Source organism: Litoreibacter meonggei, from assembly GCF_003663885.1.
GTDB classification, from domain to species: Bacteria; Pseudomonadota; Alphaproteobacteria; order Rhodobacterales; family Rhodobacteraceae; genus Litoreibacter; species Litoreibacter meonggei.
Genome location: NZ_RCCE01000001.1, coordinates 922793 through 937846, shown reverse-complemented (window position 1 = coordinate 937846; position 15054 = coordinate 922793). Strand labels below are relative to the sequence as shown.

The following is a 15054-nucleotide window of genomic DNA, read 5'->3' as shown; positions in this document are numbered from 1 at the left end:
AGCGCCAGCGAGACCAATAGCTCTAAAAGGGACAGTCCCGATCTGGATGTGAATTTACGGTGCATTGAGAATGAAGTTGAGTGTTCTGTGAGACACGAGGGGGCGGCTGTCTGAGAGAGAAATGCGGATATTTGTTTCAACGATTTGTCCGCGCTCGATTTGCTCAAGGGGCATCGTCTCCTGCACCACTGTCCAGTTGCGGTAGGTTGTTTCAACTGTGCCAACTTCAAGGGGCTCTAAAACAGTGAGTTCAGATGCTTTAGATAGCGCGTAGTCGAAAGCTAAGGCCTGCTGCTCTGCGTCGGCCGCTCGACCTAGCAACCGTGCCTGCCCTGGTATCAGTGCGACGAGTACCAAAGATAAAATTGTAAAGGCGACCAAGACCTCGATGAGTGAAAAACCGGCACGAGAGTTATTCATCAGGAATTTCCTGCAGTAGGCCGGTTAGTCGATGCAGGCGGAGCTTCATTTGAAGTATGCAAAGATCGGGTCCGTGCGCAGTACCATCGGCGAAGAACTTGAATTCAACTGATGTGCTCTCCTCACATAGTGGTGCATCAGGGCTCCATTTAGCAGTGCGGTGCTGTGTGATCGCCTCTAACTTTGCTTGTGTCGCTGATTTGCTAAGACGGGCAAAGGCGGCATTAGCTTGCAATGCTGGTGAAGGCGGACGCGCTGCCGAGACACCAACAGCGAGGACCAAAGCAATCAAAGCCAAGGAAACAAGGGCTTCAAAAAGCGTGAAGCCTGCATTGCGTCGCTCGGGATTAGAAGGCAATGTCATTGAGATCGAGAATGGCAGATATCGTCGAGATGATCAAAAAGCCTACCATCCCACCAATAATAAGTGTCAGTGCGGGAGTCAGAAAGCGCAAAGCCTGCTGAAGCGTGGTGCGTGTGTCGCTTTCCAACTGAGCCGTTGCAGAGCTTAACATGCTGCGCATAGCATCGCTTTCCTCACCTGCGCGGATGAGTGAAAGAGCCATTGGATTGAATTCGGTGAACTCGCCTAGACTGCTGGAAAGCGTGCCACCTGCCTCGATATCGAGGCGAGATTCCAAGATTTTGCCTTTCCATCTTGCAGACGGGGTAGCGTCCTCTGCAGCGCTCAACGCCTCGGGCAAGGTCGCTCCTGCTGCTAACATCAAATCCAACGTCTGGCAGAAGCGTAGTGTTTCTCTGTTCTTGTGGTAGGTGCTGATTATGGGAATGCGACTGAGTGCTTTGCCAAGCATGTTCCCAATGGGATTCCGCAAGACCACCAAAGCGAGCACCGTGGTGGCAAGACCTGCCAAGGCGAAGAGAGGTTGCGAGATCAAGAAGCCCTGCATCGATAGCATTGCTTGCAGTATTGGGGGTGGGGCTGCGCCTGCTGTCTCAAAGACCGGTCCAAGCGTTGGGGCGAGGTAGAAGATAATCAGCGCCAAGACCAGCAGCGACATTATGAGCAGGATGATTGGATAGACCATCGCTGAGCGCAGTTCGCGGCGCATATCTGCTTCCGATTTCAGCATTGCAGCCGCTTTCGATACGGATAGAGCCAAGGTATTGGACTTCTCGCCGAGACGCAGCATGCTTTGCAGGCGCTCCGGAATGACCTTGTCTTGGGAACTTAGGGAGCTCGCCAATGTCTGCCCGTTTTCAATGTCACCGCGAAGCTCTGATAGGGCCTGCTTCAATTCATGATTGCGGGCCTGAGCTTCACAAAATTCTAGTGCGCGTGGCAGCGGAAGTTGGGCCTCCAAGAGCGTGGCAAAGCTCTCGATGAAGGCCTCTAGATCGCGTGGTTTGACCGAGCTAGCACCGGTTATTGACAGCTCACGTGTCCACCATGGGCCCCTCGGCGATCCATTCTCAATATCAACAGGCGTCAGACCACGTGCCGATATAAGTTCTAGCGCTTTCAGTTCGTCTTGCGCATCTACAGAGCCGGAAACAGATGCTCCATCCGCTTGAAGTGCTTGGTAACTGAAACGGGTCATTTATTTTGCAATCTGCCTCATATTATTACTGGCCTACAATTTGGGTGTTAGGAAATGCTAAGGTAGATATTGACCTGAGCAGTCCCACATGAGTGGTCCAAGTTGAAAGTTAGAGCATGATTGGCCGCTGGTACTGGTGGGCGGTAGCCCAGAGCACTATGTGGTCGATTGGTATTGCAGTGGCTACTCGATCGTTCGAAAATTATTAGTCACTCTTACGATCCGGTAATAGTTCTTAATGTTCTGTATTTCGAGACTCCAAAAAACCCCAAGTAACTTTTGTACCACCAAGTCCAATAAATGCCTTACTGCAGAGCACTTCAAATTCCGTAACTGTTTTAGCATCTATTTTGACTTCAGTAGAAAATAGACAATCAAACTGTGACAAGTTTTCAAAATTATTCATAATCATCACGTGAACCCCATCGCGCGATCCTAGCAGCTCTCTCAGTTTGTCCCGAGCTTGAGCGGCAGTTTCCCTGTCATCAAAAGTGCTTCTAAATTCGATCTCTTGAATGCCAATATCTCTACCCATCTTCTGCCTTATAGTTGCAATGGTATCTTCGTTTTCTTGCAGCAGAGCATGAAGTTTATTTTCCATATTTTAGAATCCATCTTGGCGTCGGTACTTAGCGCCTGGCGAGTTTATTCTATTATAGTTGAACGGTGAAGCCACGCCACCAATATCTGACTGTATCCTCATATCCTCCGCCTTAAATGCGTCTCGGGTAGTTGGGGAAGGCGACCAGTCAATTGCATCAACTCGTGTACCATTCAACTTAGCTTGTTCTTTTGCTGAAACTTTTGCTCGAGTGTAAGGACCTTTCCCGTGGTATTTTTGACCATTGCTGAACGATATCGTGTAAGAACCCTGAGTGTTTAAGAGACCTGCAGCGTCAGCTCGAGGCGGCGCAGGCGCTACTGTGTCAGTTGTTTTTGTGTTAGATGCAGGGGTTGCCCTTGTGTTGCGTGCTGCAACCGCTCTCGGTCTTGCTAGCCTTGCGCCGAGAGTTGCCAAACCAACTTCAGCAGTCATGGTTGCCCCTTCGACCAAGGCCGCTGTAACGTCGCCACCCTTGAGGGCCTCTACCATACGTTCAGATTCGTCAGCTCCTGGAACAGTTTGTTTCAACGCCTCATCGAAGTTCTCTGTAGTATAGGTGTCAGAGTCCCACGCACGATCCCATGCTTCTTCCAAGTCCTTGAATGTTTCCTGAAGAGCGTCATTCCCCAAAGGATCCTTCAAATTCACCGGATCATTGAAGCTATACGCATACCTATTCGTCCCAACCCCTGCCTGTGTCACCTCGAACCAGTCGGGCTGCAAAAATAGCCCCAGATCTGGGTCGTAGTACCGTGCGTTTAGGTATTGCAAGCCCGCGCCCGCGTCATACCGCTCTCCAATCCAGCCTTTGGTCTCTTCGGTCAAAGTAGGATCAACCTGCGAAGACAACTCACCGAACGGACGATAGGTCCGTACATCCAGCTCTTGCTCGCTCTGATCTGTAATCAACCGCACCGAGCCGAGATGATCGCGGTGCAAATATTTGGCGTCGCCCCCGTTTTCAAGGCGCACTGACGGGTGCGGGTAAGTCAGAACCGTCTCTGCCGGTGTCATAAAATTACGGATCTCGACATTGCCGAAGGTCACAGTCGTGACGCCGTCTTCAATACGCTTTAAGCGTGAGCCGTCGGTCGCGTATACATACTCTGTTAGAACGCCACCTTTGGTGACAGTGAGAGGCCGGTTTTCGGCGTCATAAGTCATGACTTTGCCGCGAATACCGCTGAGCATGTTCCCGTTTGCGTCGAAAGTTGTTACGGTGCCTCCGACCTTTCGTGGTGCATGGGTATTGGGATTGTAAATACTTGGGTATTTGTAAGTTCCCACACCGGATTTTGTTCGAATTGAACCTGCGCTATCATAGGTGAGCGTTTTGTCGAACCCGCTTTGACCAGAGTAGTTTGTCGCTGAAAGAAGCCTTCCCGCATAATCATACACATAGTCATACTGTGCCCCGATTTCGTCATCTTGCTGTCGCGAGATTTGGCCACTTGGGTTTCTGATCCAACTCACATCAAGCAGAGAGTTCAGGGAACTATTTTCTACATCAGTCCCGGTTATCCACCCTCGCCGGGCATCGTAGGTGTTGGCTTCTACGACACCATTGGCAAACCGCACTTCGGTTGGCTGATCGCGTAAGTCATAGTCCACGCCAGTGATATAGTTTGCAAATCCGGTAAGCCGATTGGATGCATCATAGGACATTGCACCGACCCAATCACGTTGCGTGCTGTTGGGCACATAAGGCAACTTGTAATTGATCGGAGTTCCGTTGTCGGCATATTCGATCTCTGTTGTATAAGACCGTCCATCAATGACATCGACAGCACGGCGAACTTGTCCAGACTGATCGTAGTCGTATAGAACCCTATGCACCCCGCTGTTAATATCAGTAAGTTGGCCTTTGTTCGAACTGCCACTTCTTACCTTGTCGAACTTTGAAATGGTGGTGGACTCTAGAACGCCTGCGGCTGTGTAGACTCTCTTGCTACTTACCCTGTTAAGTACGTCATAAGAGAATGTGATGACCTGATTTTTTGCATCGGTTTGTCGAGTAAGATTATCAGCGTCATCATATTCCAACGTCCATAGCCCTAGATCAGGGTCGTCAGAGATCACTCGGTTGCCTAACGAGTTGTAGGTGTAGCTCCACGTAGCTCCACGTGGATCCACAACACCTACCAAGCGATCAAGAGGGTCGAAGTGATATGCTGTAACTCTCTCCCCAGCGGGGAAATCCACGTCGGTTCCAAGACCGTCGTTTAGGATTTTTCCAACAACGCGCCCCGATGCATCAGTGATATCAATTACTTTGCCGCAAACCGTATCTGGATCGTTATCGAAACAGTTTTCATCCTCAGATGTTTTTGCGAAGTGCAGTGTTGAGCCGCCATTTGGTGTTGCAAACGAACGCATTGAGTAAGTTGCTTTCTCATCCGCTTGATCCGGGTGGTCGACCTGGACTAGACGGTCTGAGCTGTCGTAGCGAAAGCTTCTCCTGTCTCGTGATTGGGGATTTCCACTGAGTTGATCCGCTTCAGCCCAAGTCATCGGGTTTGATGCAAATGCGACATTCCCTCGCATATCATATCCCCTGAGGGTTACAATCATTCCGCTTTGCGCTTTGATGCTTCCAGATTTGGTGGATTTGTAGACTTGACCCAAGCCGTCAAAATAGCTGCGTTCGAAGTACATATCGCTATTGCTCGCGAGGGACGCAGATGGGGTGCGCATCTCGACATGCTGTGCCGCAGGATCACCAAAGTTCCTGTAGAAGAATTCTTGGTAGTGGTTACGAGGGAGGTCAATTCGAAGAGGTCGACAATGGTCATCAAAGGTTGTCGCTGTCACAAGACTATTAAGATCGGTTACCTGCGATGGAGCTAGGCAAACAGTGTCCCAAACCGTGGTTGTCGTATGTCCCTTCGCGTTGATCATCGTGACAGGAAATAGGTTTTTAGCGCTGTCGTAGGAGAAGGAGTTCCCGTAGTTACGGCCATTCTTTTCGGTTATTTTGTTGCCGAACGTATCGTAGGTATAGGTTGCTCGCGCAACAAACTGATTAGTCGTATTATCGAGCGCTTGGACCTGCGTAAGATTGCCTCTGAGCGAAAGATCTCCCAGCGACCTCACATCATAGTAATATCTTTTGGACGATAGGAGCTTAGACCCCACGGAGGTGGGCCCATCATGGGCAACAACGATTTCCTGTGTCGGCTTTGAGACAAAGTACTTTGCTAAATTTTGTCCATAAATGTACGTGGTCGTCCGGTCATCTGACGCATCAAGATTTTGAGACCCCGTAGAGTTCGTGTACCCAAGAAAGCGAATTTCAGTGCGCTCACCATAGAGGTTCTCGACGTATTTTTTTGAAACGGTTGTACTTCCACCTGTCTCAAACTGCGTTTCTCGGTCCATCAATTTGGTTGCACGGAAAGGTCCGTTTCCAGATGCAACAAAGGACCAGCTTGGTTCTGACTTGGTCTTCCGCGTCAGGCTACCGTAGTATTCGCGGGTTTTCACCGCGCCACTTTGAGCTAGATTATCGTTGAAATAGGCGGTTTTGGTGTATGTTTTCGACTCTCCACCTAGTCGAGGATGTGACGCTTCAACCTCTGAGAATCCAAGGGATCTTCGGTATTTATAGTCATATTTTCCTCCCTTGTAGTAATATGAAGTTCTACGGGTCTGCCCTCTTCCCGTCGCAACATCCAAATGTCTAACAAGTTGGCGGACACCAGGAATATCATCGTTCGCGTGGTTTACTTCGGTATGTGTTGAAGGAAGGTAGTAGACTGTAGTCTCCGAACCGCTTGGAGAAGTGGTGCTTAGCAATAGGTTCGGAGCCTGGAAGTCCGCGAATTTTATCGTTGTTCCGTTCTCCGATGTGGCAATGTCCGTTACTCCGTCGCCATCAAAATCCCCAACGGTTGCAAATTTGTTGACCACAAACTCCCCGATAATTGAGCTTTGAATGAACTTGATTCCGTCTGAAAACCTGACCTTGCCTCCGGCATTCTGCTGGCAGTTATTAGGCAAGTTTTCATGGCAGGTGCTTTCCGCGTATTGAATGATGTCGTCAAAACCATCCCCGTTTAAGTCCGACGCTGCCAACCTCATGGGTTTTCCCGGGTCAGTGAAAGTTACCGCCCACTGAGAGAATGCCTCCAGACCATCACCGTTCGATAGCGCTACAAATACCTTTCCAGAATAAAGTGCTGCGATATCTGACTTACCGTCCCCGTTGAAATCACCACTTGTCAACGCTTCGACGCCTGTTACTGGACCGAAGCTAAATGGCTTCGATTCAGAGACGAGTTGATTGCCAATCAAATCACATTGGTATTGGAGTCCTCCGGCACCAACAATCTTGAGATAAGCAGACTTCCCATTTCCGCGGAAGTCTCCGGTAACGGTGTGCCCGTATTGAGCAGGATTGTTAAAAGGAAACGCTGACGGGCCGCATTCACTTTGGGTGATGGTTGCACTTGTATTGTTCGCCTTGAGGCGCACAAGCTGGTTATCTACATAAGCTTCAACTTCACTCGTATCGCCGAGTGCCGCAAAGCTCCCGCTGTATGCAGGATTGCCAGATCGCCCACCTAGGCCATATGTATGAGTAATGTTGCCCGAAGCGTCCAGTTTAATGATGCTCCCAACTTCGAACGGGTTTCCATCTTCGCCTTGGCCAGTCGCCAAGTCGTACCTGACAGCATAGCGTTGCGTGGTGTCTTGGCGAGCGGCAGCGACGCTTTGCAACGTACCTCCGTTGTTTCCATTGGGGAAGTTCGGAACAAAGTTCGTGGGCAGATCAAATACCGTGCGATTTGTGTTAAATCCCAAATTTTGCGCGGCATAGGCAAAACCCGGAATGTCTGGGTCGTTGTCGACATTAATTGTCCTCTGATACCGTGATGGAGAGAAAATATCGGCTCGGTTGTCAGCATTGAAATCCCACGCAGTCGCATCTTTATGTAACTGGCGACCAGAGAAGACTTTGGTCTGGTGGCTAATCTCTTCCGGCGAGTAGGAGAAGGTTCTGCTCGGAAGGCTGCTGCCGCCCGTGATCTGGTTACCTGAGATGCTGAAATTGGTCCCATACTCCCGAACAGATTCAAGTGTTTTACGACCTGTTTTTGCTCCATTGAGGTAGTTCAACTGGTAAGCGCGAATCTTATTTGAGTCATCCTTCACAGAGATGGCAGTTAAGAGGTGACGTTGTTTGCCAATATTGCCTAAGGCTCCATTTGCAAACGTCGCAAGAGGTGATGACTGAACGGTGTAATGGAATTCTGTTCGGTACCCTTGATACTCAACTCGGTAGGGCCGGTAGGAGTATCCATTCGAGGCGGTATCAACTTGGTAACTAATATGTACAGAGCTCGCCGAAGATTGTTGATTGCTGATTTCGGTCAGTAGCCAGACTCTGTGGTGGACAGCATTTCGCGCGGGATTGCCCGATGGAAGGGTAATTGCTCCGACTGTAGCCAGGTTTTCGAATTTTAGGACTGTCCCGTCTTTGCGCCAAACTTGAAAATATGGTTTGTCCCACCACATACCTCGAAACATCTCTATTTTGAGGAAATTCTCAACTAGTGGCGCAAGGTTGCCTCCTGCGGAGCAGCTCGCGCTTGGAGCTGTGGTTCTGTATTCGGACGGGTATTCGGAATACGTTGATAGCCATTTGTTGGTAGCTTGGGCGTCGTCGCAAGCCAGTAGATCTGATCCCGCAAATCGGAAAATGTCTTTGTTTCCGTCAAAATATGGAGTGCCACCTCCGATTGACACACGTTCGATCATAGGCAGGCCAGAGATATTCCAGCCAGCGCCAAGTACCGAATGGGCTCCGTAGTTGCGTACCTGCGAAGAAGAGTAGCTAAGCGAAATATTGGGTGTGAGGCCGCGAAACTCAGGGATGTCGATGTCAACTCTGTGAGTGAATGCTCCGGATGCACCGATGTCCGTAGGCCGATCAGTTTGCAGCGAATTGGCAATAGATTGAGATGTCCAATCGGTATTTTGTGCGTTAGCTGAAGACACACCAATAGCGGCAGCGCAAAGCGCTGAAATCAAAAACTTAACCAATTTCTTTACCCTTCCAAATTCAATCTAAAAAAAGAAGAAGCGTTCTGATAAGTCAAGTACAGGTCGACGATTTCACGCTGTGGTTTAATTTTGCGCTATATTTTATTGGGAAGAAAAATATATCTCATAATGGTTCTGCACGAATATTGTAGGACGATACTGAGAATCAGACGCGCATGCACACCAATGTGATTGGAGATTCGTTTTAGTGGAGGTCGTTTGATACTTCTGGGATGGGCCTGAAAAGGGCAGCGGATCACCCAATTTCTTGTCTTTTGATTGCGATGCCATACCTAAGAAGATGCGTTCCCAAACTGAAGCCACCGCGATTATTTCAGATACCATCACGCTCTTCCGGGCTATGTTGTGCCACAGTACGAACAGGAGGGGTGGGGCAGTGGCAATTTTTACTCAAAAATTCGATGTGCATCAGATTGGTGACCTATTCCGGTTCGCACCAATCCGTTTGCTCCTTGAATCCGCCCCCTGAGTTCAGCGGTCACTGATTTCGCCTCTGATCCGTTCCGAATGACTCTCGGGGTAATCAAAACCAAAAGTTCAGTCTTTGCTACCTTATCGCCTTTGCGTTTGAACAGGTTTCCAAGGAGGGGGATATCACCTGCAAGCGGCACTTTGGACTTAGTTTTGTTTTGGCTTTCTTGGATCAGGCCACCGAGAGCGATAGTTTGCCCATTATCTACGGCGACAGTGGTCGTAATTTTTCGTTGGGAAATGGTAGGACTATCAATGCCCGAGGTTGTCGTACTCGATACGCTGGAGACCTCTTGCTCGATGTCGAGCACGACGCGACCAGAGCTGGATACGCGCGGTTTCACTTTGAGGATGATACCAGTGTCTCTGAACGATATTGTGTTGACGACTGGAGCATTGGCATTTGCGGTATCCACGACTTGCTGTGTTGCGATCGGAACTTCGTCGCCGATTTGAAGCAGCGCTTCTTGGTTATCCAGTACGAGGAGGGATGGTGAGGACACGACGTTTACATCAGTAATGGATGAAAGAGCGTTTAGGGTTACGGCAGTTGATGCGCCTTGGAACATGAAAGACAGACCAGGGAAATTCGCACCGGTTGAGCCGTTTGACGCGTCAGAAAAGCGGCCACTAAACTCGCCTCGCTCAAAGAACCAACGCAAGCCAAAGTCAAGATCATCATTGAGTGAAACTTCCGCAATCGTTGCCTCTAGCAGAACCTGAACTGGAGTCGTGTCGAGCGAGTGGATGAGGCGGGCGAAACTTTCTTGCTCGGTGTCGTTGCCCCAAATGACGATGGCGTTTTTAGTTCCGTCAGCGACAACTTTGGCTATCCCTTGCACTGGAGCTTCTTCGGCCTCAGCAACTTGATCAAGCATGCCTTCGAGGATTGGTGCGAGTTCGACAGCGCTCCTGTTCTGCAGCGAGTACACAACCGGTCGGCGCTTGGCACCACCAGCGGTTTTATCCAGATCGCGTATCCATTTCTCTGCCTCGGACAAATAGCTTTTACGCGACGTTACAACCAACACGGCGTTCAGACGCTGTGACGGTATGAAGTTGACAACGTTTTGTAGTGCACCACCGTCACCGGTCTCAAAAATCAAATTAAGCTCATCGACCACTGCCTCGGGCTCGGCGGCTTTAACGCGGTAGAGTCCTACTGATTTTCCTTTCAGCACATCAACGTCGAACACGTTCACCGCTTCGATAGCGGCACTAATTTCATCTCTTGTGCCAGAAACGAGGAGAATATTGCGTTTCGGAATGGGTTGCAGCTCGACCGAGGATCCCGCAATTGGCTCTAGTAGCCGGATCATTTCTGTGGTGCCAATGAACTCTAGAGGCACGGCCACGACACGCGCTCCGATCCCTCCCGGGCCGCCAACTTTGCTAATGCGACGGGGAGCATTTCCGGCTTGCACGATAGTGATAAGGTCACTGCCGATTTGCATCGTTGCTCCATTCAACTCAAGAATGGTATCGAAGGTCTCAAGAAGCGCCTTTTTGCTGAGTGGACGTGTGGTTTGAAGGGTAACACTTCCCGTCACACCGGGCTTGATGGAATAGTTTTTGCCAAGTGCGTCGCCGAGAACAGCTCGCGCAGCTTCTTCGATCGGAACGTTGATAAGGTTCAATGTGATTTCGCCGTCTGAGGTGACATCCACGAGATTACGTGCGCCGCCGCCGGAGGCTGTGCTATCTCCAAGGAAATTATCGGTGCCAAGGCGGCGACTGCTTCCGGATCCGCCCGTGAGCGCGGCTCGCAGGTCGTCGACTTTGCTTCCTCCACCCGTCGCGGCTTGATTTGACGTGTTTGCCAAAAGGGGTGACGACCTTGTGACAGCTTCTTCCTCGGTGCAGGACAGAAGGAACACAATTGTAAGCGCTGCGGCGAAGGATTTGATAAGGTTCATAAATCTGTCACTTCCGATAAAGGTCTATTCTCAGAGAGCGCTCGTGCGCGCTGAGGTGAATTGCGTCGGCGTCAATTGCGTTCAATTGCCAACCTTGAATGTCAGACCCCTCGCGTTGCCATGCGGGAGGAGATCCATCGACAGAAATCAGCGCAGAATTGCGTACGCCACCGGTCAATACTCCGAGCAGTAAAATGTTAGGTTCGGGGAGCACGAGCATCTCAACGGGAGCGGGTGTTTCGACAACGATTTCTTCAGGTATTTCTTCGATGGCTGCTGGGGCTTGCTCATGAGGTCGACGAGATTGGGCAAAAAGCGGCCTGTCGGTGATGGGCGCGTAGAAGCTATCAGAATGAGCCACGGGAACCATATTGGTGTTGCCTGCGTCTGGGGAGTTTACAACGGTTTCAGACGCGAATTGGTCGTCCTCGGCGGGCAATTTTACTTCAGATTGCGGTATCGAAACCAAGTACGCAGCGCCCGCAACGAAGGACAGTAAGCCTGCTGTCCCCAATATCGGGAGCAACACTTTCACGATCCGTTCTCCGACAAAATTACAGGCGCGGCGATATCGAGTTGCACAAACACCGTAGGCTGACCTGCGTCTAGATTGGAGCGAGCAAGACGCCGTATGTTGGCGCGTTCGACGATGAACAGCGGTGCGCTGTATTCAAGAGTTTTTAGGAATGCCGATAGTTGGTTGAGTGTTAGCTCAGTCTCAACTCGAAATGATACCGCATCAATCATTGCGATATCGGGCCCCTGAATAGGAGATATCGAGCGAAACACTATGTCTTCTCTCTGTGCGATAGCGCTCAATGAGGCTTGCACACGCGCAGTTGCGTCGGTCAAGGATTTGGCACGCCAGAGATCAAGAAACTTAGTTTCTGCCGATAGAGCAGCTTTCTCTTGATGCAAGTTGGCTATCGCGACCCGCATTCGACCCGCTTTTTCGTCAGCTACCGTAAGTTGAACCTCAATACTGGTCTTCCAGTCGACTATTGGCACTATGATACCAAACCATAGGCCTAACGGGATGGCCCCGATCACACCCCAGACGAGAAGGCGACGCCAACTGGATCGTCCAAAAATCACTGGATATACTCCGATGTGCCAAGCATCATATCAAAGCGCTCTCGGCCATCCGGCGTTTGCGAGATGGGGCCAGTAAGCAGAGCAGAAGCAAACTGGTTTGTCTCTAAGATATCCAATAATAGTTGTGCAGCTGAGCCAGAGGTAGTTCCTCGCAATGCGACTTGTTCTTTTTGAATCCGTAGATCGGAAATCCAAGTATTGTCTGGCAGCAGTACAGTGATTTCACGCAATCTGTTTAATGCGGTCTTTCGGTTGATGATATAGTCAACTAGTTCATCGCGCTCAGACGCAGAACCTCTTAGTTTTTCAACTGAGCTGCGCAAGGCCACGGCTTCTTCGGTCAGACGAGCGATCTGAGTTTCTTGTTTGTGTAATGCTTGGGAGGAGTCCCAAGCTGGTCGGATGTACAGCAGGGAGAGTAGCCCCAAGCCAGTAAGTAGCAAAGCGAGATTGATCATTTTCCATGCCCGAGCGTGCGGGGTAATTTCTGCACTGAAATCCACCAAAGGAGCTGCACCTGCGCCTTCAACATGGACGCGTCTGGCTTGAAGCCCGAGGACGCGGAGGCGATCACGTAGCCTAGCAATGCCATCACGGCGCGCGATCCACTGTACGACGTCTATTGTACCGTTGGTCGCTTTCCCAACGCTGATTGAGAAATAGATATCTGATGGTTTAAAGGGGGTCTTCTGAAGTGTGTCGAGCGCAATAATCTTATCAACCTTAGAAAGTGACGTTGCAGGCAGTTTCAGATCTCGCCGCAACAGGCTTGCTTGCGGAAGGTAGATGTCAACGGTTTTCGTTCCTTGCGCGTCAAGCCCTTCGACAGATCTCTCGAGCAATGAGGCAGGGACTTCCAGTACCCGTTTTCTAGAAGTAACAGATTTTGCATTTTTCTTGAACACCAAATGACACGCCGTAGGTTGTCCGAGAAACATGGCTTTGGCCCACTCCGGAATGGCCAAGGAAACCTCGGCTCTCACGAATTGCATTAGAGTGGACTGCTGCCCAAGCGCCATTGTTTACCTGCCTCGCCCATATTATTGGTGTTAAATCTCGGACGTTAAGTGGATAGACTAACGAATGTCGACGGCAATTAAAGATAACAATTCTGGGGTGATCTGATTTGAACAGCTTGCGTGATTTTAATGACTCAGATTTTGCAGGGTTTTTGGTGGAAAATAGCATCCTCTCCAAAACAGATGCTGAACGTGCGCTAACCGCTAGCAGCCGTTCAAACACTTCGTTTGAGCGGACCATTATGGAGCTTGGGTTGGCGTCAGAGACTCAACTGTTCGCAGAGATCGCAGATTGGCTTGATGTGCCGATTTGCCAACCCGATGTTCTGGACCGTAACTTGGTGCGGTCGTACAAGCTCGAACGTGGATTTCTTGAACGTGTTGAAGCGGTTCCGCTCTATAAAAATGATGCGGGTGAGGTGGTGATCGCAACCAGTGACCCCAGAGGGCAAGATGCGTTGCAGAGCATTTCATTTCACTTAGGGCTTGCTTGCACAGCGGCCATCGCCACCCGATCGACGATCAAGGCATCAATCAGCGCCCTATTTGATACAGGTTCTTCAACCGATATTCTGGCGCATGGTGGTGAGGTTGATGTCCTACGCCTGCAGGCTCTCGCCAATGATGGCCCCGTGATTAGCCAGGTAAACGATTTAATTGCGGAAGCAGTTGATGCGCGCGCATCAGATATTCACATTGAAGTCTTGGACGCTTCGGCGCGTGTTCGCATTCGTGTAGATGGCGAATTACGCTTGCATCGCCAACTTAATCAATCTGAGTGTGCGACCTTTATATCCCGCTTAAAGATTATGGGGCGAATGAACATCTCGGAGAAGCGTCGGCCACAAGATGGTCGCGCACGGATTTCCGTTCAGGGGCGCAATATTGATCTGCGCCTCGCAACTCTTCCAACACAGCATGGCGAAAGCATGGTTGTGCGAGTGCTGGACAAAGCTCAGATTGATTTGACCTGGGACGCACTGGGGTATCCTTTATCCCGCGTTGCTGAAATAGAAGAAATCATCAACAAACCCAACGGAATTTTCCTCGTGGCGGGGCCAGTAGGCAGCGGTAAAACGACGACGCTTTATACAGCGCTATCTCAGATAAATTCCGACAATCGCAAGATCATCACAGTTGAGGACCCTATTGAGTACTCGATTGAAGGCGTGAGCCAAGTTCAGGTGCAACCTGAGATTGATATGACCTTTGCGCGAGCTCTAAGAGCCATTTTACGCCAAGATCCCAACGTTGTCTTAATCGGCGAAATCAGGGATGAAGAAACTGCCGAAATCGCTGTACGCGCTGCTCTCTTGGGTCGCTTGGTGCTTTCGACAGTTCACACTAACGACGCTCTCTCCGCTATTGACAGGCTAATTGATCTCGGCGTTCCACCATATTTGTTAGGTGCAACGCTGCGCGGAGTGCTGTCCCAACGGCTAGTCAGGCGCATTTGCACAACCTGTGGGGGAAGTGGGTGCGAGACTTGTCTGTCAAGTGGCTACAAAGGTCGTCGCGTTGTATCCGAATTGATGACAGTAACGGATGCAGGGGGGAGGGAAATTGCTCAAATGGTCGACGGGTCTGCATTGTCTCCACAAGCTTCAATCAGGAATTTCGATCAGATGAGTGATGTGGCATCACGGCTATTAGCTGCGAATGAGACGAGTTTAGAGGAAGTTGCGAAGCTTTCCGCCTTCTAAGCTCGTCACCGACATCGAAGTTGGCATCAATATATTGATCATAGATGGTAACACATCCCGTCGGGGCTTCACGATCAGCAATTGACCGCTATCTATGATCGAGCGGAACCGTAGCGCTTGGTGCGGCTCGCACAGTGAGGTGCGAACCGTTGGATGAGCCAAGAACGCGCCAATCTTGTGCACATGAGCTACCTTTGA

The 15054-nt window shown here is 50.2% G+C and carries 10 protein-coding genes; 1 reads left to right on the top strand and 9 read right to left on the bottom strand.

What is annotated here, in order from left to right:
• Nucleotides 1-54: 54 nt before the first annotated feature.
• The 9 genes from BCF46_RS04680 to BCF46_RS04640 form a co-directional block, all read right to left on the bottom strand.
• Entirely contained in the window at nucleotides 55-420 is a 366-nt protein-coding gene (locus tag BCF46_RS04680) for a type IV pilus modification PilV family protein (protein ID WP_121022162.1), read from the bottom strand.
• On the bottom strand, nucleotides 413-784 hold the full coding sequence (locus BCF46_RS04675; protein ID WP_121022160.1) for a pilus assembly FimT family protein: 372 nt from the start codon (nucleotides 782-784) through the stop codon (nucleotides 413-415). Before BCF46_RS04675 ends, BCF46_RS04680 begins: the two co-directional genes overlap by 8 nt.
• Nucleotides 768-1982, bottom strand: a complete 1215-nt coding sequence (locus tag BCF46_RS04670; RefSeq protein WP_121022158.1) for a type II secretion system F family protein — start codon at nucleotides 1980-1982, stop codon at nucleotides 768-770. The genes BCF46_RS04675 and BCF46_RS04670 overlap by 17 nt, the downstream gene beginning before the upstream one ends.
• A gap of 235 nt (nucleotides 1983-2217) precedes the next feature.
• Entirely contained in the window at nucleotides 2218-2583 is a 366-nt protein-coding gene (locus BCF46_RS04665) for a hypothetical protein (RefSeq protein WP_121022156.1), read from the bottom strand.
• A 3-nt stretch (nucleotides 2584-2586) separates the two neighbouring features.
• Nucleotides 2587-8631, bottom strand: a complete 6045-nt coding sequence (locus tag BCF46_RS04660; protein WP_147435948.1) for an RHS repeat-associated core domain-containing protein — start codon at nucleotides 8629-8631, stop codon at nucleotides 2587-2589.
• A gap of 407 nt (nucleotides 8632-9038) precedes the next feature.
• Entirely contained in the window at nucleotides 9039-11039 is a 2001-nt protein-coding gene (gene gspD / locus BCF46_RS04655; RefSeq protein WP_121022152.1) for a type II secretion system secretin GspD, read from the bottom strand.
• Nucleotides 11040-11046: 7 nt separating this feature from the next.
• The gene (locus tag BCF46_RS04650; protein ID WP_121022150.1) at nucleotides 11047-11574 is read right to left on the bottom strand and encodes a hypothetical protein; all 528 of its coding nucleotides are present in this window, start codon (nucleotides 11572-11574) and stop codon (nucleotides 11047-11049) included.
• Complete coding sequence (gspM, locus tag BCF46_RS04645; RefSeq protein ID WP_121022148.1) at nucleotides 11571-12134, bottom strand: type II secretion system protein GspM; 564 nt, start codon at nucleotides 12132-12134, stop codon at nucleotides 11571-11573. Before gspM ends, BCF46_RS04650 begins: the two co-directional genes overlap by 4 nt.
• Nucleotides 12131-13153: a PilN domain-containing protein gene (locus BCF46_RS04640; protein ID WP_121022146.1), complete on the bottom strand. Its 1023-nt coding sequence runs from the start codon at nucleotides 13151-13153 to the stop codon at nucleotides 12131-12133. Before BCF46_RS04640 ends, gspM begins: the two co-directional genes overlap by 4 nt.
• A gap of 107 nt (nucleotides 13154-13260) precedes the next feature.
• Here BCF46_RS04640 and BCF46_RS04635 point away from each other — a divergent pair, with 107 nt between their 5' ends.
• Entirely contained in the window at nucleotides 13261-14856 is a 1596-nt protein-coding gene (locus tag BCF46_RS04635; RefSeq protein ID WP_147435946.1) for a GspE/PulE family protein, read from the top strand.
• The last annotated feature ends 198 nt before the right edge of the window (nucleotides 14857-15054 follow it).